This is a genomic window from Stomatobaculum sp., assembly GCF_057248925.1.
The window spans coordinates 64,018-82,506 of sequence record NZ_DBHIHF010000009.1 but is presented as its reverse complement, the minus strand read 5'-3'; the positions used below and the strand labels follow the sequence as shown (position 1 = coordinate 82,506).

21 protein-coding genes and 1 other RNA gene are annotated in these 18,489 nt (G+C 52.8%); 16 read left to right on the top strand and 6 right to left on the bottom strand.

Translation table 11 applies throughout. From position 1 onward, the window contains the following. The 3 genes from ACO4XG_RS04705 (at nucleotide 1) to rnpB (ending at nucleotide 2,839) form a co-directional block, all read left to right on the top strand. Complete coding sequence (locus ACO4XG_RS04705) at nucleotides 1–768, top strand: tRNA (adenine(22)-N(1))-methyltransferase (protein WP_308508248.1); 768 nt, start codon at nucleotides 1–3, stop codon at nucleotides 766–768. 3 nt (nucleotides 769–771) lie between these two features. Next, nucleotides 772–2,433 (top strand): nucleoside kinase, encoded by a 1,662-nt coding sequence (locus ACO4XG_RS04700; protein ID WP_308508249.1) that lies wholly within the window; start codon nucleotides 772–774, stop codon nucleotides 2,431–2,433. Between the two features lie 41 nt (nucleotides 2,434–2,474). Then, an RNA gene (rnpB, locus tag ACO4XG_RS04695) (RNase P RNA component class A) lies at nucleotides 2,475–2,839 on the top strand. A gap of 60 nt (nucleotides 2,840–2,899) precedes the next feature. Here rnpB and ACO4XG_RS04690 read toward each other — a convergent pair. From ACO4XG_RS04690 to pyrB, 3 genes are all read right to left on the bottom strand, one after another. Beyond that, nucleotides 2,900–3,325, bottom strand: coding sequence for a Dps family protein (locus ACO4XG_RS04690; protein ID WP_308508250.1), 426 nt, complete (start codon nucleotides 3,323–3,325; stop codon nucleotides 2,900–2,902). 98 nt (nucleotides 3,326–3,423) lie between these two features. Further along, a complete protein-coding gene (locus ACO4XG_RS04685) occupies nucleotides 3,424–3,861 on the bottom strand; it encodes an aspartate carbamoyltransferase regulatory subunit (protein WP_009532096.1) in 438 nt (145 codons plus the stop codon). Then, nucleotides 3,855–4,778, bottom strand: a complete 924-nt coding sequence (pyrB, locus tag ACO4XG_RS04680) for an aspartate carbamoyltransferase (protein WP_308508251.1) — start codon at nucleotides 4,776–4,778, stop codon at nucleotides 3,855–3,857. The genes ACO4XG_RS04685 and pyrB overlap by 7 nt, the downstream gene beginning before the upstream one ends. Before the next feature lie 162 nt (nucleotides 4,779–4,940). Here pyrB and ACO4XG_RS04675 point away from each other — a divergent pair, with 162 nt between their 5' ends. The 3 genes from ACO4XG_RS04675 to galE are packed head-to-tail and all read left to right on the top strand — an operon-like array spanning nucleotide 4,941 to nucleotide 7,954. Then, a complete protein-coding gene (locus ACO4XG_RS04675; protein ID WP_308508252.1) occupies nucleotides 4,941–5,675 on the top strand; it encodes an IMP cyclohydrolase in 735 nt (244 codons plus the stop codon). After that, a complete protein-coding gene (locus ACO4XG_RS04670) occupies nucleotides 5,672–6,850 on the top strand; it encodes a phosphoribosylaminoimidazolecarboxamide formyltransferase (RefSeq protein ID WP_308508253.1) in 1,179 nt (392 codons plus the stop codon). The genes ACO4XG_RS04675 and ACO4XG_RS04670 overlap by 4 nt, the downstream gene beginning before the upstream one ends. 48 nt (nucleotides 6,851–6,898) lie before the next feature. After that, complete coding sequence (gene galE / locus ACO4XG_RS04665; RefSeq protein WP_308508254.1) at nucleotides 6,899–7,954, top strand: UDP-glucose 4-epimerase GalE; 1,056 nt, start codon at nucleotides 6,899–6,901, stop codon at nucleotides 7,952–7,954. 51 nt (nucleotides 7,955–8,005) lie between these two features. Here the strand turns inward: galE and dprA are convergent, their stop codons facing one another. Next, a complete protein-coding gene (gene dprA, locus ACO4XG_RS04660) occupies nucleotides 8,006–9,103 on the bottom strand; it encodes a DNA-processing protein DprA (protein ID WP_308508255.1) in 1,098 nt (365 codons plus the stop codon). A gap of 1 nt (nucleotide 9,104) precedes the next feature. Continuing rightward, the gene (locus ACO4XG_RS04655; protein WP_308508256.1) at nucleotides 9,105–10,685 is read right to left on the bottom strand and encodes a YifB family Mg chelatase-like AAA ATPase; all 1,581 of its coding nucleotides are present in this window, start codon (nucleotides 10,683–10,685) and stop codon (nucleotides 9,105–9,107) included. A 294-nt stretch (nucleotides 10,686–10,979) separates the two neighbouring features. Between ACO4XG_RS04655 and gmk the strand changes: the two genes are divergently transcribed. Genes gmk through ACO4XG_RS04615 form a run of 8 tightly spaced genes read left to right on the top strand, consistent with a single transcriptional unit; the run spans nucleotide 10,980 to nucleotide 15,974 of the window. Further along, a complete protein-coding gene (gene gmk / locus ACO4XG_RS04650; RefSeq protein ID WP_485129661.1) occupies nucleotides 10,980–11,627 on the top strand; it encodes a guanylate kinase in 648 nt (215 codons plus the stop codon). Then, nucleotides 11,628–11,900, top strand: coding sequence for a DNA-directed RNA polymerase subunit omega (gene rpoZ / locus ACO4XG_RS04645; protein WP_308508258.1), 273 nt, complete (start codon nucleotides 11,628–11,630; stop codon nucleotides 11,898–11,900). Beyond that, nucleotides 11,897–13,246, top strand: coding sequence for a 30S ribosomal protein S12 methylthiotransferase RimO (rimO, locus tag ACO4XG_RS04640; RefSeq protein WP_308508259.1), 1,350 nt, complete (start codon nucleotides 11,897–11,899; stop codon nucleotides 13,244–13,246). The genes rpoZ and rimO overlap by 4 nt, the downstream gene beginning before the upstream one ends. Beyond that, complete coding sequence (pgsA, locus tag ACO4XG_RS04635; protein ID WP_308508317.1) at nucleotides 13,230–13,772, top strand: CDP-diacylglycerol--glycerol-3-phosphate 3-phosphatidyltransferase; 543 nt, start codon at nucleotides 13,230–13,232, stop codon at nucleotides 13,770–13,772. The genes rimO and pgsA overlap by 17 nt, the downstream gene beginning before the upstream one ends. A gap of 2 nt (nucleotides 13,773–13,774) precedes the next feature. Next, nucleotides 13,775–14,293, top strand: a complete 519-nt coding sequence (locus ACO4XG_RS04630; RefSeq protein WP_308508260.1) for a CinA family protein — start codon at nucleotides 13,775–13,777, stop codon at nucleotides 14,291–14,293. Between the two features lie 5 nt (nucleotides 14,294–14,298). Continuing rightward, nucleotides 14,299–14,616, top strand: a complete 318-nt coding sequence (locus ACO4XG_RS04625) for a hypothetical protein (RefSeq protein ID WP_308508261.1) — start codon at nucleotides 14,299–14,301, stop codon at nucleotides 14,614–14,616. After that, on the top strand, nucleotides 14,588–15,574 hold the full coding sequence (locus ACO4XG_RS04620; protein ID WP_308508262.1) for a hypothetical protein: 987 nt from the start codon (nucleotides 14,588–14,590) through the stop codon (nucleotides 15,572–15,574). Before ACO4XG_RS04625 ends, ACO4XG_RS04620 begins: the two co-directional genes overlap by 29 nt. Next, on the top strand, nucleotides 15,567–15,974 hold the full coding sequence (locus ACO4XG_RS04615) for a GerW family sporulation protein (RefSeq protein WP_308508263.1): 408 nt from the start codon (nucleotides 15,567–15,569) through the stop codon (nucleotides 15,972–15,974). Before ACO4XG_RS04620 ends, ACO4XG_RS04615 begins: the two co-directional genes overlap by 8 nt. A gap of 38 nt (nucleotides 15,975–16,012) precedes the next feature. Here ACO4XG_RS04615 and rpmB read toward each other — a convergent pair whose 3' ends face one another. Further along, nucleotides 16,013–16,198 carry a 50S ribosomal protein L28 gene (gene rpmB / locus ACO4XG_RS04610; protein WP_009532111.1) on the bottom strand — a complete coding sequence of 62 codons (186 nt, stop codon included), beginning with the start codon at nucleotides 16,196–16,198 and terminating at the stop codon, nucleotides 16,013–16,015. Nucleotides 16,199–16,391: 193 nt separating this feature from the next. Between rpmB and ACO4XG_RS04605 the strand changes: the two genes are divergently transcribed. Further along, nucleotides 16,392–16,754 (top strand): Asp23/Gls24 family envelope stress response protein, encoded by a 363-nt coding sequence (locus tag ACO4XG_RS04605; protein ID WP_308508264.1) that lies wholly within the window; start codon nucleotides 16,392–16,394, stop codon nucleotides 16,752–16,754. 19 nt (nucleotides 16,755–16,773) lie between these two features. Then, nucleotides 16,774–18,465 carry a DAK2 domain-containing protein gene (locus tag ACO4XG_RS04600; RefSeq protein WP_308508265.1) on the top strand — a complete coding sequence of 564 codons (1,692 nt, stop codon included), beginning with the start codon at nucleotides 16,774–16,776 and terminating at the stop codon, nucleotides 18,463–18,465. Nucleotides 18,466–18,489 lie beyond the last annotated feature (24 nt).

Sequence of the window (18,489 nt, the reverse complement as noted above, 5' to 3'; positions counted from 1 at the left end):
ATGGGAGAAGAACAAGTACATTTATCCGCACGCCTCCGGGCGCTCGCCGATCTGGTCCCCGCAGGTTCTGTACTCGCAGACATCGGAACAGATCACGCCTGGATTCCGGCAGATCTCTTACAACGCGGACACATCCAAAATGCCATAGCGCTTGATATCGGTGCAGGGCCGCTGGCGCGCGCTGCCGCGAATCTCGCTTCTCTGGGACTCTCCGAGGTTGTTTCCCTGCGGCAATCCGACGGCTTTGCCGCCCTGAAGCCCGGTGAAGCAGACTGTGTGCTGATTGCGGGGATGGGCGGGCAACTCATGCAGAACATTCTGACACGAGGTCTTGCGGAAGGCGGACGGCCGGGGCCTGCTTTTCGGGCGTCTGTAACGCGTTATGTATTCTCTCCGCACACCGAATGGGAAGCCTTCCGGGATTATCTCGCGGCACATGATTTTCAGCTTACGGACGAGCAGTTGCTCGTTGAAGACAGCAAATACTATGTCATTCTGATCTGTGAAAACGGAGACGGGGAAGCTGCTTATCGAGAAGCCCTTTCCGCAGGATTTTCCGTTGCGGCTTCGCGCCGTTTCGGTCCCAGACTGCTGCTTAAGCGGCATCCGCTGCTTCGCACTTATTTGCAGGAGCGACTCCGGAAAGAGCGGTTGATTTTGGCGCAGTTGCCGGATGCGGCAACACGCCCAGCCTTGGCAAAAAAGCGAGAGGAACTGTGTGAAAGTCTGGAATTGCTCGGAGAAACGCTGGCGCGCTTTGAGGATTGAGAGATGAAACAACAATTAAAACTGAGACTGGACGGAAAAACATTCGAAGTTCCGAAGGGCACCCGTTTCCTGGAGCTTGCAAAACAGTTCTCGTCCGGATATACTTCGCCCATTCTGCTTGTGACGCTAAACGGTATTCTGCATGAGCTCGGAACGACCGTGGAAGAGGAGGGGGAACTCCGCTTTTTGACCATCCAGGATAAGGCAGGATATCAGAGTTACGAGCGCAGTGCGATTTTACTTCTGCTCGCCGCCTATCATAACCTCTACGGTGAAAGAAATGCAGCTGTCTGGATTGATTATAAAGAGAGCGGCGCCTTGCGCTGTCGTATTGCAGGCAGACAGGCGGTGACAGAGACAGAACTCGCACGCCTTGAAGCGGAAATGCGCACGCTGGTCGCTGCCGCACACCCCATTGAGAAACGCAGCGTACCGACGCGCGAGGCGATACGACTCTTTGCGGCGCGAGGCATGCAAGACAAAGCGGAATTACTTCGCTTTCGCATATATTCCTCGGTAAATCTATACCGCCTCGGCGAATATGAAGATTACTTTTACGGCTATATGCTTCCGGACAGTTCATATCTCACTGTCTTTTCACTGCGACCGTACGAAGACGGCTTTATGCTCTGCCTCCCCGCACAGCGACTTCCCATGCAACTCGCCGTGTTTCGGCCTTCGCAAAAAATTTTCCGGGCAATGGAAGAGAGTCGGGAGAACCTCTCCCGGCAAAAGATTGAGACTGTAGGCGCACTCAATGCGCGCGCAGCTTCCGGAAAAATGAAAGAACTCATTCTTTGCGCGGAAGCCCAGATGGAAAAACGCATCGGGGATCTGGCGGAAAAGATTTGCAGGCGCAATGCCGTGCGGATTGTACTGATTGCAGGTCCCAGCTCTTCCGGCAAAACAACCTTTGCCCGTCGCCTTGCCACCCAGCTATCGGCACTCGGCAAGACTCCGCATGCGATTGAAGTCGACAACTATTTTAAAAACCGGAGCGATACACCTCGCGATGAAAAAGGGAATTTCGACTTCGAGTCCCTCGGAGCGCTGGATGTCGACTGTTTTAATCGCGATTTGAATGCACTGCTCCGCGGGGAACGCGTCGAATTGCCGCGGTTTGATTTTATTTCGGGCGAGCGGCGCTACAGCGGAGACTTTTTACAGTGTTCGCCGTCGGATATTCTGCTGGTCGAAGGAATTCACTGCCTCAATGAGGCGCTGTCTTTTTCGATTCCGGTCGAAAAAAAACATAAAATCTATGTGAGCTGTCTGACACAGCTGAACCTGGATGCCCATAACCGCATTCCGACCGGCGATGCCCGTATTTTGCGTCGAATTGTGCGGGATGCAAGACTTCGCGGCAACAATGCAGCCGAGAGTCTGGCGCGCTGGGCTTCCGTCAGCGCGGGAGAGACACGCTATATCTTTCCTTATCAGGAGAATGCGGATGATGTTTTTAATTCAGCCCTGCCCTATGAGACAGCAGCCCTAAAGCCCTATGCGGAGGCTCTGCTCTTTGACATTCCGGAAGAACACCCCTCTTTCCTGGAGGCAAAGCGACTCCTGAAATTTTTGAGCTACTTTCTGACTTTTCCGTCCGAGGAAATTCCGGCAACTTCCCTGTTACGAGAATTTATCGGCGGCAGCGCCTACGGTGCATAGTCTGTATACGAACACCGGAGACTGTGCTATAATGCATATCGAAAGATGGGCAGATGATCGCGGTTGCAGAGACGAAAGACTGCAGGTGAGGAAAGTCCGGGCTTCAAAGGGCAGGATGCCGGATAACGTCCGGTGGAGGCGACTCCCAGGAAAGTGCAACAGAAAAGAACCGCCGGCCAAGGCCGGTAAGGGTGCAAAGGCGGTGTAAGAGACCACCGCCCGGGTGGTAACATCCGGGGCACATGTAAACCCCATCCGAAGCAAGACCGAACAGGACAGATCGACGGCCCGTCGGTTGTCTCTCGAGACAACTCTGTCCGGGTAGGTTGCTCGACTATGCCGGTAACGGCACAGCTAGATAGATGATCATCCACGACATAACCCGGCTTATCGCCCGTCTTTCTCTTAAACAAAAAAACAGAGCGAATACAGTGACTGTATTCGCTCTGTTTTTTTGTTCCATCGATTACTTCAGCATATTGCTGAGAAACCAGAGGTGCTTGTCATATCCCGTGACATGATCCTCCATCAGGTTGCTTAAAACAAAGCAATCCTCCTTCTGCGCCTCTTCGCGAATCGTCAGCGCAAGTGCGCGCATGGTCTCGATATACTCTTTTGCGAGTTCGATTGCTTCGCGCGGGCTGTATTCCGCATTGCCAAGCTCCTTTAGGCTGGTATTCTCCAGATAGTCCTTGGCAGAGGCGAGCACCGGATGTCCGAACTGCTTCTGCAGTTCCGCGACCTCGTCATACTTCTCAAAGCTGTCCTCGTAGAGAGTCTCCAGGTACTCGTGCACTGCTTTGAATGTGAGCCCCGTCACATTCCAATGCAGGTTGTGAAGTTTGATGTTTCCGATCATCAGATTGGAAAGGTAACAATCCAGATTTTTCATGTCATACCTCCTGATACAATGCAAGATAGTGGTTGCTAATTAGCATCGTATAACAAAAGGCAGAGTCTGACAAGTACTTTACAAAAAGGAAACGGGACTCAGCGCGTCTTGTCAGTGTAGCGCTCGTCACAGTAGCGGCAGCGATATATTTCCCGCTCCGGATCGGAGAGATAGAAGATATGCGGAAGTTCCTGCTCGATCGAAGTAATGCAGCGCGGATTCTTGCAGTGAATCACATTGGTAATCTGCTTTGGCAGTCGCAGTACACGCTTTTCGACAATCTTGCTATCGCGGATGATGTTGACCGTAATACTGTGGTCAATGTAACCGAGGACATCAAGGTCAATGCGGTCGAGCACATCCCCCTCCACCTTGATGATATCCTTTCTTCCCATTTTCTGGGAGTGCGCATTCTTGATAATCGCAATCTGAGAATCCAGCTTGTTGAGACCGAGCTGATAGTAAATATCGAGGCTCTTGCCCGCCTTGATGTGATCCAGGACAATGCCCTCTGAGAGGCCGCTGATATTTAACATGTCTCTTTTACCTCCAAAAGCTTCATGATAAGCGCCATGCGGACATAGACACCGTATTGTACCTGTTTGAAATACGCTGCGCGGGGATCCTTGTCCACTTCCACCGCAATCTCATTGACACGCGGCAGCGGATGCAGGATGAACATATCCGCCTTCGCGTTTTTCAACTTCTCCTCAGTCAGAATATAGCTGTCCTTCAGACGGATATAGTCCTCCTCGTTGAAAAAACGCTCTTTCTGCACGCGCGTCATATAGAGTATGTCAAGATCCGGCATGGAGGCCTCCAGACTATCGACCTCGGTAAACGGAATCTGATTCTTTTCGAGCACATCTTCCCGGATATAGCCCGGAATCCGGAGTTCCGGCGGCGAAATCAACACAAAGCGAATGCCGGGGTAACGAATCAGGGAACTGATTAGCGAATGAACTGTGCGGCCAAACTTCAGGTCGCCACAGAGTCCGACCGTCATGTGATCAAGCCGTCCCTTCAGAGACTGTATGGTCATGAGATCCGTCAGTGTCTGTGTCGGATGCTGATGGCCGCCATCCCCCGCGTTGATAATCGGCACACGGGAAAACTCACTGGCAACCATCGGTGCACCTTCCTTGGGGTGACGCATGGCAATAATGTCGGCATAGCAGGAAACGACGCGAACCGTATCGGCGACGCTCTCTCCTTTACTTGCAGAGCTCGCATCGGCGGACTGGAAGCCGAGAACAGATCCCCCGAGGTTCAACATCGCTGCCTCAAAGGAAAGCCGTGTTCTGGTGCTCGGCTCATAGAAGAGTGTCGCGAGCTTCTTTCCCTCCATTACCTTTGCATAGGCAGCTCGATTTTTTTCAATGCGTCCGGCGAGAGAGAGCAGCTCGGCGGTCTCCTCGACGGAAAAATCCAAGGGTTTCAGCATGTGTCTCATGACTTGACAAGCCTCCTTCCGGGAGAAACGGTATAGTGTCGTTCCCAATCATAAAATACAGACTCTAAAATGTCCACGCTCCGGGAGCAATTCTTGAAGGAAATTGCAGGGGGTGTTATGATACAAGTGAAGTTGTGTGGTAGACAGGAAGGAGACCTTTTCATGGAAAAAAGTTCCCTGTATGAGGAGCTCCGGGGTAATCGGTACCCGGGCAGAGGCATCGTCCTCGGAAGAAGCAAAGACGGAAGCAAAGCAATGCTCGCCTATTTCATCATGGGGCGAAGTGAAAATTCGAGAAACCGGATTTTTGCCCGCACCGCGGACGGAATCCGGACAGAAGCCTTTGATCCGGCAAAGCTCTCCGACCCGTCGCTGATTATCTATGCACCGGTGAGACGTTTTGAAAACCGTCTGATTGTCAGCAACGGTGACCAGACAGATACGATTTATGAAGGTTTTCGAAACGGAAAGAGTTTTGCGGAAGCGCTTTCCGTGAGAGAATTTGAACCGGACGCGCCGAACTATACCCCGCGTATTTCCGGCGTTCTCCGCTTTGCGGACGGAGGCTTCTCCTATGAACTCAGTATTCTGAAAAGCGACCGCATGAATCCGGCGCAGTGCCTCCGCTTCACCTATAGCTATCCGACGCCGCTCCCGGGGGAAGGGCATTTGATTCACACTTATATCGGTGACGGCACCCCCTTACAAAGCTTCTGCGGAGAACCGAAATCCGTTTCCGTCGATGACGAACTCGAGCCGTTTGCCGCAAATCTTTGGGAAGCCCTGGATTCGGACAACAAGATTTCACTCTATGTTTGTGAGACAGATCTCGCAAGCGGCGCTGTCAAAGATATTCTGATGAATCGCCATGAGAAGATGTGCGGAGGTACAAAATGAGTGAACTTTCTCTGAAATACGGCTGCAACCCGAATCAAAAGCCCGCCCGCATTTTTATGCAGGATGGACAGGAACTTCCGGTCAAAGTACTCTCGGGTACTCCCGGTTACATTAATTTTCTAGATGCCCTGAACGGCTGGCAGCTGGTGCGTGAATTAAAGGAGGCGACCGGACTTCCGGCAGCAACTTCGTTTAAGCATGTATCGCCGGCCGGAGCCGCCTGCGGCCGGCCGCTCTCGGATACGCTGAAAAAAATATACTGGGTCGAAGATGACAGGGAACTGAGCCCGCTCGCCTGCGCTTACGCGAGAGCGCGCGGTGCCGACCGCATGTCGAGTTTCGGAGATTTTATCGCTCTCTCGGATGTCTGTGACGCGGATACCGCGCGCCTCATCAAGCGCGAAGTCTCCGACGGCGTGATTGCCCCCGGTTATACCGAAGAGGCACTTCGTATACTCCGTGAAAAAAAGAAGGAGAAGTACAATGTGATTGAAATCGACCCCTCCTATTGCCCTGCGGCGACGGAGGTCAAGCAGGTCTTCGGAGTCAGTTTCGAGCAGGGACGAAATGAGTTGCCGCTCACGCGGGAACTGCTTAACAATGTCGTGACCGAGGCGAAAGAGATTCCGGAATCCGCAAAGACCGACCTGCTGATTGCGCTGATTACGCTCAAGTACACCCAGAGCAATTCCGTCTGCTACGCGCTGGACGGACAGGCCATCGGCATCGGCGCCGGACAGCAGTCGCGCGTTCACTGCACGCGTCTGGCGGGGCAGAAGGCCGATAACTGGTATCTCAGACAATCGCCGAAGGTGTTGAACCTTCCGTTCCGCGCGGATGTAAAGCGCGCCGATCGCGACAATGCAATTGATGTCTACATCGGGGAAGAGAGTGAGGATTTGCTGCGGGAAGGAAGCTGGGAGCGCGTATTTACCGTCAAACCGGACCCGTTTACGCGGGAAGAGAAGCGTCAGTGGCTCGATACGCTGCACGGCGTCTCGCTCGCCTCGGATGCATTCTTCCCCTTCGGCGATAACATTGAGCGCGCGCGGAAGAGCGGTGTCTCTTATATCGCGGAGCCGGGCGGATCCATTCGCGATGACCAGGTCATTGAGACCTGCAATCGCTACGGTATCGCCATGGCATTTACGGGCATTCGTCTCTTCCACCACTGAGAAGCAGAGTACGAATAAAAAAATTCATTTTGAGAGGAGCAGTTTGCTATGACAGTTTTAGTGACCGGAGGCGCCGGTTTTATCGGTAGCCACACCTGTGTAGAACTCTTAAACGCCGGCTATGAGGTTATCGTCGTCGACAACCTTGTCAATTCCAGCAAAGAGGCGCTGAACCGCGTGATGGAAATTACGGGAAAGAAATTGCGCTTTTATGAGCTGGATCTTCTGGACAAGAAGAATCTGGATCAGGTTTTTGAAAAAGAAGATATTCAGGCAGTCATTCACTTTGCCGGTTTAAAAGCTGTCGGCGAGTCCGTCTATAAACCGCTCGAGTATTATCACAATAATATCACCGGTACCCTGGTGCTCTGTGAGTGCATGCGGAAGCACGGCGTCAAAAATATTGTCTTCTCCTCGAGTGCAACCGTCTATGGCAATCCGGCTTTTGTTCCGATTACGGAAGAGTGCCCGAAGGGAGAGGTCACGAATCCCTACGGCAGAACCAAAGCGATGCTCGAGCAGATTTTGACTGACCTCCATACCGCGGATGCGGACTGGAATGTCATGCTGCTCCGCTACTTTAACCCGATCGGCGCGCATGAGTCCGGTCGCATGGGAGAGAATCCGAAGGGCGTTCCGAATAATCTGCTTCCTTACATCACCCAGGTTGCAATCGGTAAGCTGGTCTGCCTCGGAGTCTTCGGCAATGACTATGAGACCAAGGACGGCACCTGCATCCGCGACTATATCCATGTCGTAGATCTCGCAAAGGGGCATGTCAAGGCACTCGAAAAGATGGTCAAAGAGGCCCCCGAGGTCAGAATCTATAACCTCGGAACCGGAACCGGCTATTCGGTGCTGGATGTTATCACGGCGTTCGAGAAGGCAAATGACCTCAAGATTAACTATGTCTTTAAGGAGCGCCGCGCGGGCGATGTGCCTGCCTGCTATGCGGATCCCTCGAAGGCAGAGCGGGAACTCGGCTGGAAAGCGGAAAAGACGCTGGAAGAAATGTGCCGCGATTCCTGGAGATGGCAGAAGAATAACCCAAACGGCTACGAAGACACGGGACTTACCATCCGAAAAAAAGGCGAACTTCGCTAATCAAAAAGAGCTGTCACCTCAGAACTTATTCGTGAGGTGACAGCTCTTTTATCAACAAACACTGTAGTAATTTGCCGAGAGCTGCTCGATATATCCTTCGAGTTCCAGTTTTAAGAGACAGCGCATGACCGTACCGATGTCGTAGCCGCTCCGCTGTAACAGGCGGTTTAAGAAACAGGCTTCCTCCCGAATCAGCCGGTATAAGTGCTGTTCCTCCGGACTTAAGGATTCGACCGAGCGAATGCGCGGTGTCAGCATACAGCGAAGTCTAAGTCCCAGATAGTCGAGAATATCCTGCGGACTCTGCAACAAATTGGCGCCGTTTTGGATAAAGACATGGCAGCCGCGGCTCAGGGGATCTGTGATGCGCCCCGGCAGACAGAAGATTTCCTTTCCCTGTTCGAGCGCCGAACCTACGGTAATGGAGCTGCCGCTCTGCTGTTCGCGCGCCTCCAGCACGCAGAGACAGTCGCCGAGGGCCGCAATCAGGCGATTTCGATCCGGAAAGTGCCAGGCGCGAGAGGCGGTGTCCGGCGGAAATTCGCTGAGGATTCCGTTTCCGTTCTCACAGAGCTTTGAAAAGAGCGCATAATTTTCTTTGGGATAGCAGATATTGACGCCGCAGCCGAGCACGGCAAAGCTCTTTCCGCCAGCCTCGAGGGCAGCTTCCTCCGCGCGGCTGTCAATTCCTGCGGCGAGGCCGCTCACAATCGAAACGCCCTTTGCGGCGAGTTCCGAGGCGATAAAATCCGCCATGCGGAGACCGTAGGAACTGGCGCTGCGGCTACCTATCATAGCGACAGTCGGGGTATATTCCGCCGGCAGATCTCCCCGGAGATACAGCCAGAGCGGCGGATCCTCCAAGGTAGAAAAGCGCTCCGGCCAGTCGGTATCCGCTGCTGTCAGAAAGCGTATCTGCCTTATATAAAGTGCCTCTTCAATTTCCCGCAAGACGGCGGAAAGCTGCGCTGCGGTATCGGGAAGTTGTTCCAGTTTGTGCTGTAAGCCGGGGGGCAGGGTATCCGGGAAACTGTCCGGCAGATTCAAAAGATCTTCGGGCGCACAGATATCGCCCGGAAGCTTTCTGACCTCCGCCCGCGTCAGACGGAGCTCACAGGACAAATAGAGATAAAGAGCCCGCCGTTCCATCTCAGTGCTGCCTCCTTGTATGCGGATATCGAATCGATTGACGCGCCAGTTTAGAGATACTTCCCCAGTATTTTTCTTCCGGCGAGCGATAGGCGAGCGCCTCGGCAAGATGTGCGCGCTGAATTTCGGCAGAGCCGTCGAAATCGGCCGCTGTTCTCGCAACTTTCAGAAGTTTATGGAGCGCTCGCGCCGACATTGCCCCCGTATTGTAGAGCGATTCCAGAAAAGCCGAGTCTTCCGGGCAAAGGGAACAGTAGGCTTCAATCTGTGCGGGAGACATCTCGGAATTAAAGTGAATGCCGCTTCCCCGGAAGCGACGCTCCTGAATATTGCGGACGCGCTCCACGGCGCGCTGCATGACGGGGTTTTCTTTGGGGCGTTTCTTTTGTTGCAGCGCAGCGAAGGGAACGGCCTCCGTCTCCGCACAGAGATCAATGCGGTCAAGGAGCGGCTTTGAAATGTGACTCAGATACGTTCTGACCTGCGATTCCGTGCAGCGGCAGCGATTCCGGTCCGGCCAGAACCCGCATTTACAGGGATTCATCGCGCAGACCAGCTGGAAATTCGCAGGAAAGGTATAGTTTCCGCTGACACGCGCAATGTGTACGAGATGCTCTTCCAGAGGCTGCCGCAATACCTCAAGTGTCGCCGCATGGTATTCCGGGAGCTCATCGAGAAACAGAACGCCCTCATGGGCGAGGCTGATCTCTCCCGGACGTGGTTTCTGCCCGCCGCCGGACAACGCAAGCCCTGTCACAGTGTGATGCGGCGAGCGGTAGGGGCGCTTGGTCATTAATGGTCTGTCGGGTGGCAGAAGACCGCTGATGCTGTATATTTCGGAGACACTGAGCCGTTCTTCCCGGCTCATTGCGGGAAGAATGTAGGGCAGACGTGAGGCAATCATACTCTTGCCTGTGCCGGCAGGCCCGATGTATAAAATGTTGTGGCGGCCGCCTGCCGCAAGCAAGGTGGCCCGCTTGACAAGCTCTTGCCCCGCGAGATCCGAAAAGTCAGGCGTCTCTTCGACGGGAAGGCTTTCTTCCGAAAAGACAGCCGGTTCGGGCAAGGGCGTTCGTCCCCGGAGCAAGGCAGAGAGTTCCGAAAGCGTCGACACGCCGTAGCAATCAATTCCGCCGATAACACTGCCTTCCCGCAAATTCTCAAGCGGCAAAAAACAGCGCTTCAAACCGGCTGCGGCGGCACAGCGCACCATCGAGAGCACACCGCGCACGGGAAGAATTTCACCGCTCAGCGAGAGTTCTCCGGCAAACAGCGTGTCGGTGAGCAGATTTTCCGGCAGTTCGCCATAAGCCGCCAGAAGAGAGACGGCAATCGGTAGATCGTAGGCACAACCTTCTTTTCGAAGCTCGGCGGGACTCAAATTCAATGTCACGCGACGAGGCTCCAGATGAAAACCGCTGTTCCCGAGTGCCGTGCGAACGCGATCGGCTGCCTCTCGGACAGAAGCCGCAAGCGAACCGATGAAAGTAATGGTCGGAAAGCCTTGTTCGACATCAGCCTCACAGCGGACAAGAACACCTTTGGTGCCAATCAGGGCTGCGCCGTAAATTTTCTTTAACATCATGTACTCCTATGGGATTGAGAGAGAAAGGGAAACAGATAAGAGAGAAGAAGAAAGGTACAGACAAAATCTCCGGTGAGAAGAGAGGACTGTCGGAATTTGAAAGATGGAGCAGAAGCCGAGCGTGCAACCGTATTGACTTGTAAATGTGCTATAGACATATAGTTATTTTCAGTAATATTATCTATACTTATTTTATCAGCGCTGTCCCGGGGTGACAAGGTTTGACTTGTTCTTTTGAGAGACGTATAATAAACTGATTATCACATAGAAGGCAAAATGGAAGGAAATGCTGTGACTGAGAAAAATAAGCGAGGTCTGCTCGTCGTAGTATCGGGGTTTTCCGGCGCCGGCAAAGGCACTTTGATTCGGGAATTATTACGCCAGTATCCCAATTATCGTCTCTCGGTGTCCGCGACCACCAGAGCACCGCGCGCGGGCGAAGAGGACGGAAAAGATTACTTTTTTGTGAGCCGCGAGCGCTTTGAAGAGATGATTGCCGGGCATAAACTCATTGAATATGCATCCTATGTCGGAAATTATTACGGCACGCCCAGGGATTATGTCGAAGAAATGCTGGATGCCGGCAATGACGTGATTCTGGAAATTGAAATTCAGGGCGCGCTGAAAGTCAAGGACATCTTTCCGGAAGCGGTGTTTGTCTTTGTTGCGCCGCCGGATGCCGAGACACTGGAACAGCGTCTCACAGGACGCGGCACGGAGAGTCGCGAGCAGGTTCTCGCCCGTCTGAAACGGGCAGCCGAGGAGAGCCGCTGGATGCCGGATTACGATTACCTTCTGGTCAACGATGACCTCAGTGAGACTGTAGCGCGTCTGCGCGCACTCCTGGAGAGTCAGCACCTCAGCATGCGCCGTCATCGCGCATTTGCAGAGGAAATTCGGGACGCTTTGAACCGCTTTTACTTAAAGGAGGAAAAATAAATGTTACATCCGTCTTATACAGAAATCATCGATGCCGTCAACAGCGACGTGGAACCGGGCGAGCAGCCGGTCGTGCAGAGCCGCTATTCGATTGTCATTGCGACCGCAAAGCGCGCGAGACAGCTGATTGCCGGGGAAATTGCGGAGGTTCCGGATTTCAAGAAAAAGCCTCTCTCCGTCGCGATTGAGGAGCTTCACAAGGGCAAGGTAAAGATTGTCTCGGAAGATGAGACCGAAGAGACGACAGAAGAGCAGAAACAGGACGAAGAATGAAGATATGCATGATCTCTCTGGGCTGCGATAAGAATCTCGTGGACTCGGAGATGATGCTCGGTTATCTGAGACGGGATGATGTCTCGCTGACGGACGAGCAGGCGGAAGCAGATGTCATTATTGTGAATACCTGCGCGTTTATTCTGGACGCCAAAGATGAGAGTATCCAGACCATGCTGACTGCGGCACGCTATAAAGAAGAGGGACAGCTGAAAGCATTGATCATGGCAGGCTGTATGGCAGAGCGCTACAAAGATGAAGTGCTGCGTGAAATTCCCGAAATCGATGCGGTTGTCGGCACTTCCGCCTATGATAAAATCAGCGCTGTGCTGGAGCGCGTCTTGGCGGGCGAGAAAGTCACGGAATTTGAAGATTTAAACCGTCTGCCCGTCATCGGCACGGAGGCAAGGCGTGTCCGGACTTCTCTGGCCGCTTACGGTTATCTGAAAATTGCCGAAGGCTGTGACAAGCATTGTACCTACTGTATTATTCCTTCCCTGCGCGGCGCCTATCGCAGTTATCCGATGGAAGCGCTGGTCAAAGAAGCCGCTCGCATGGCGGAAGAGAACGTAAAAGAGCTGATTCTTGTCGCACAGGAGACCACGCGCTACGGCATGGATCTCTACGGCGAAAAGCGTTTGCCGGAGCTGCTGCGCCGTTTATGTCAAATTGAAGGCATTCGGTGGATACGAATTCTCTACTGCTATCCGGAGGAAATCACGGATGAACTGATTCAGGTCATGGCAGAAGAGAAGAAAATCTGCCACTACCTGGATTTACCCATCCAGCATGCAAGCGATTCGATTTTAAAGCGCATGGGGCGTCGGACCTCTCGCCGTGACCTTGAAGAAATCATCGGAAAACTGCGTGCCGCCATGCCGGACATTGCGCTCCGCACCACGCTGATCAGCGGATTTCCGGGTGAAACCGAAGAGGACCAGGACTGCGTCCTTGATTTTGTGGAGCGAATTCATTTTGATCGCCTCGGAGTGTTTCCGTACTCGCAGGAGGAAGATACGCCTGCCGCAGCTTTCCCGGATCAGGTACCGGAAGAAATCAAGGAAGCGCGTCGAAACGAGATTATGGAACTGCAGCAGCGTATTTCCCGCGATAATCTGCAGCGCAAGGTCGGCGCCGTGCTCGATGTCTTTGTCGAAGGCTATCTCCCGGAGGACGATGTCTATATCGGACGCACCTATATGGATGCCCCCGATGTGGACGGCTATCTCTTTTTCCCGGGAAACGGAATTGAACTGATGTCAGGAAGTATGGTCCCTGTTTTGGTGACCGAAGCATCTGAGTATGACTTAAAAGGGGTGCTCTATGAAGATGACTCTGCCGAATAAGCTGACTCTGTTGCGTATCATAATGGTTCCTTTTTTTGTAGCCGCCCTGCTCTACCAGTACGGGACTGATTCGTTAGCCCGTTGGCTTGCGCTCGCCTTGTTTCTGATAGCAAGTTTTACCGACTTTCTGGACGGCTATATCGCGAGGAAGTATCATCTTATCACCAATTTCGGGAAATTCATGGATCCGCTCGCAGACAAGTTACTTGTCTGCTCGGCGCTCATCTGTTTTGTAGCGCTGCAGGATCTCAATCCCTGGATTACCCTGGTAGTCATTGCGCGAGAGTTCATCATCAGCGGCTTTCGCCTCGTGGCAGCGGAGCGCGGTATTGTCATCGCTGCAGGTATCTGGGGCAAATTGAAAACCGTATGTCAGATGATTTTTATTGTGTTGATGCTGTTGCCGAGTAACCGGGGTTTCCTCAGCATTCTCCTTGTTGTTTTCATGTGGCTGATGCTGGCACTCACCGTCATTTCTCTTGTGGATTATATATGGAGGAACCGTGAGGTTCTTCAGGAAGGATGAGCATGGAACTCTATGATTCCGGAAGCACTGCGGATTTGAATCGCCTTGCGGATGCCTGCGTGGCGTTACTTCGAAAGAACCGATTGACTGTCACGACGGCAGAGTCCTGTACCGGCGGGATGCTGTCCGCAAAATTGGTGGATATTCCGGGTGTCTCAGAGGTGTTTCAGGAAGGCTACATCACCTATTCAAACAAAGCGAAGCGTCGCCTCTTGAATGTCAGTAAAACAACACTGAAAAAATACGGCGCCGTGAGCACACAGACCGCGCGGGAAATGGCCATCGGCGCTGTTTTCGCGGCAAGTGCGGACATCGCGGTTTCGATTACCGGCATTGCCGGACCGGATGGCGGCGATGATGAGAAACCGGTCGGCCTTGTGTTTATCGGTTGCTACATGAATGACCGTGTGACCGTGGAAGAGCATCGCTTTCAGGGAGATCGCACTGCCGTGCGAACCCAGGCTGTGCAGAGCGCTTTGCGTCTGCTCCGCGCAACCATCCTCGAGAATATCAAGGCCTGAGCGGTATGCGCATTTCCAAACAGCTTTATGTGGGACAGTATGCCACTCCGAAGCGCGCGGAAATTCTCCGCAAACTGCAACACGGCGGTCCGCTTCCTTTCGTCTATGTTCTGACCAGAGCAGCCGCAAAAGAGGAGCTGATAGATATTTATGCCGTGCGTGACTTTCGGAGCGAATCGGTACAGCGCGACAATCCGCTGCTCATCGGCATAGCCATCGGAAAGAAAGAGGCCTTTCAAGTTGCACAGACCATTATTACAGAGCTGTACGCGAGAGACGGGGCGGTGAATATCGATGCCAGCTTTGATACCAGCGATACTTAAAGGAATACTGTTTCTCTTCCTGTTCCTGATCGGTCTATTGTTGTTTCTTCTGTTGCTTCTGCTTTTTGTTCCGTTCCGTTATCGAGGCAGCGGCGCACGAGAAGAGAAACAGCTCTCCGGTTGTTTTTCGGTTTCCTGGCTATTTTCTCTGCTTCGTTTCAGTCTCTCCTATGCGACGGAAAAAAAAGCGGAATTTTTTATTCTGGGTTTCCGCGTTTATCACAGCGACGAGACAGAAGATACATCGGATACGGCGGAAGATAGTGATTTCGACTATCCGGAGCCTATGGCTTCGGAGGATTTCGAACCGGATACAGCAGAAACGGCGGTTGTCGAACAGAAGAAGGCAGTTGAGGAACAGGAGGAGATTTCGTCGGAACGGTTCGAAGTGACTGAGCCTGTTTCGGACAAGAAGGAAATACCTCCGCAGAGAAAAGACAAACAGCGGCAGAATGTCTCGGAAGAAGAGCAGCGTGCGATGCGGCAGCGCGGCCGAAGCCGCCGTCGCTTCCGGACGCAGCGGGACAAGCTTTCGGCAGGCGTCCGAAAGTTACAGAATTTTATCCGGTCAGCCGAGACGGAATTTGACTTCTTTCAGGATGAGAGAACGCAGCGTTTCCTGCGATTTCTAAAGCGAAAAGCATTCCGCTTTTTGCGGGAACTTTTACCGCGGCGCATGTCCGGCGCACTTCGTTTCGGTTTCGCAGACCCCGCCCTGACAGGACAAGGGGCCGCACTGGCGGCCATGTTACTACCACTGTATCGGGACAACCTGGAAATAGAGCCTCTGTTCGACCGCGAAGAGCTCTCGGGAAAACTTGCCTTCCACGGGCGCATACGGCTGTTTGTATTTTTATTCGGAGCAGCACAACTTTGGTTTCATCCGGATTTCCGCTTTGTCTACCGGCATCTACGCGGAAAGAACGTGAGAAAAAATAAGGAGGACACACATGGCTGACAATCAGTTTGCGGAACAGGCAGAAGCTTTGTTCCGGGGTATGAACGCATTTGTCTCAACAAAGACAGTCGTCGGTGCACCGCAACAGGCGGGAGACGCCATCATCATACCGCTGGTAGATGTCTCTTGCGGAATGGCGACCGGTGCATTCAGCGGCACCAAGAGCAGTGACGGCAACGGCGCCGGCGGTATGAGCACCAAAATTTCTCCGGCCGCGGTGCTGATTATTCAGAACGGCGCCACAAGGCTCATCAATGTAAAGAACCAGGATGCTGTGACACGCGTCATGGATTTGGTGCCGGATGTCATCAACCGCTTTACCGCAAATTCCAAGATTTCTCCGGAGGCAACGGAGCGGGCCACACAGGTCTTTGCGGAAGAAGAGAACGAAGCACATTAAAAAACCGCCCGGGCAACCGGGCGGTTTTTTAATAAAATTTATGCTCTCTCAACGAAGTTCGAGCGAAGGCAGGAAGTGCAAATATACATCTTCCGCACGCCACCTTCCGTCTTGACCTTAACGGACTTGACGTTTGCCTTCCAGATGCGATTGCTTCTTCTATGAGAATGGCTCACGTTATTTCCGAAGTGAGCGGCCTTTTCGCAAATAGCACACTTTGCCATGGTAACACCTCCTATCTTCTTTGGGCGTTGTGGTCGCAAAGCCCATATCGTTCCTCATTTTAACAGAACAGCATAGTGAATGCAAGTAAATTCTTCAGACTTCCTTTTCACGCCCAAATAAGGTATACTTTCCATGAAACCGATGCGTGCATAGAGGGCGGCGCAGGCAACTGCGCGCAAGGAAGGAAATCATATGGTCAAGGGACGACTGAACAATGAACTGGGACAGATTGAAGTGAGACCTGAAGTGATTGCTGCCTATGCGGGGTCCGTTGCCGTGGAATGCTTCGGCATTGTCGGCATGGCATCTGTCAATATGACAGACGGACTGGTTCGCCTGTTGGGCAGAAATAAGCTCGGACAGGGCATCCAGGTCCTGATTACCCCGGAGAACAAGCTCCGGATTGCATTTCACCTGATTGTCGCTTACGGTGTCAATATCAATGCAGTTTCCGACAATCTGATTGAAAATGTAAAGTACCGGGTGGAGGCATTTTCCGGTATGGAAATCGAGAAAATTAAAATCTACGTAGAGGACGTCAGATCCATCGACTGACACGGGAGGAGTTTGAGCTTTGGAAATTCACGAGTTGAATGCCTTTGTGATTCGCAAGTGCTTTTTGGCAGCTGCCAACGAGCTTGCATCCAAAAAAGAATGGATTAATGAACTGAATGTATTTCCGGTTCCGGATGGCGACACAGGCACCAACATGACCATGACGATGATGTCGGCCGCCAAAGAAGTCGCAGCGCTTGAGACGGACGATATGAAAGTGCTGTGCAAGGCAATCGCCTCCGGTTCTCTCCGCGGCGCGCGCGGTAATTCGGGTGTCATTCTCTCGCAGTTATTTCGCGGATTCACCCGCGAATTGGCTGCGGCGGAGAAGAATACCGTAGAGATCCCCCAGCTTGCGGCCGCTTTTGTCCGGGCAACAGAGACCGCGTATAAGGCGGTTATGAAACCGAAGGAGGGCACCATCCTCACTGTGGCGCGCGCCATGAGTGACAAGGCGGAAGAGCTGCAAAACGGTGCGACGGATATCGTCGCATTTGCAAAGGATATTATTGCAGCCGGTGATACCGCCTTACAGCAGACGCCGGAATTACTGCCTGTCTTAAAACAGGCGGGTGTTGTGGACTCCGGCGGTCAGGGTCTCATGACGGTCATGCACGGTGCGTTTCAGGCGCTGAGCGGAGAAATCGGAGAAGTGTTCCTTGAGAATTTCGATGCCGCACAGGCAAGCGAGAGCAGAGAGGCGCATCCGATTGACACCTCCCATCTGGATACTTCCGAGATTCGTTTCGGGTATTGTACGGAATTCATTGTCAATCTGGAAAATCCGCTCTCCGATGACGAGGAACAGGCCTTTAAGTCTTTTCTGGAATCCATCGGCGATTCGATTGTCTGCGTTGCCTCGGAAGATATGGTGAAGGTACATGTCCACACCAATGATCCCGGACTCGCAATTCAAAAGGGACTCAGCATGGGGTCTCTTTCCCGTATGAAAATCGACAATATGCGCGAGGAGCACAATGAACGCCTGATTCGCAACGCCTCGCAGCTTGCGGCGGAAGAGAAACGCAAACAGGCAGCGACAGCCGAAAAGAAACCCTACGGTTTCTTGAGTGTCTCTGTGGGAGACGGGCTGGACCGGATTTTCAAGGAAATCGGCGTAGATCAGTTGATTTCAGGCGGTCAGACGATGAATCCCAGCACCGAAGACATTCTGAACGCCATCGCAGCGATTCATGCGGACACGATTTTCATTCTCCCGAACAACAAGAACATCATTCTCGCGGCGCAGCAGGCGCGCGATCTGACCGAAGGAAAAAATGTCGTGGTCGTACCGACCCGCAATATTCCGGAGGGCATCACCGCAATGGTAAGTTTCCTCCCGGAGAGCAGTCCTGAGGAGAATCTGGCTGCAATGCAGGAGGCCATTCGGCATCTCGCGACGGCAGAAGTCACTTATGCGGTGCGTGACACCACGATGGATGATTTTGAAATTCACGCCGGTGATTTCATGGCAATCGGACAAAACGGTATGCTGACCGTTGAAAAGAAGGTCGAAGACGCTGTGCTGAATGCGATTGAAAAACTCACAGCCGACGGCAAAGAACTTGTCACGCTCTATTACGGCAGTGATGTCTCCGAGCAGAATGCAAAGCTGGTCAAAGAGCTCGCGGAAGCGCGCTTTGAAGACTGCGAAGTGGAGTTAAACTACGGCGGCCAGCCAGTCTACTATTATTTCATCTCTGCGGAGTGAGCCATCGCATACCGTCTGCATTGA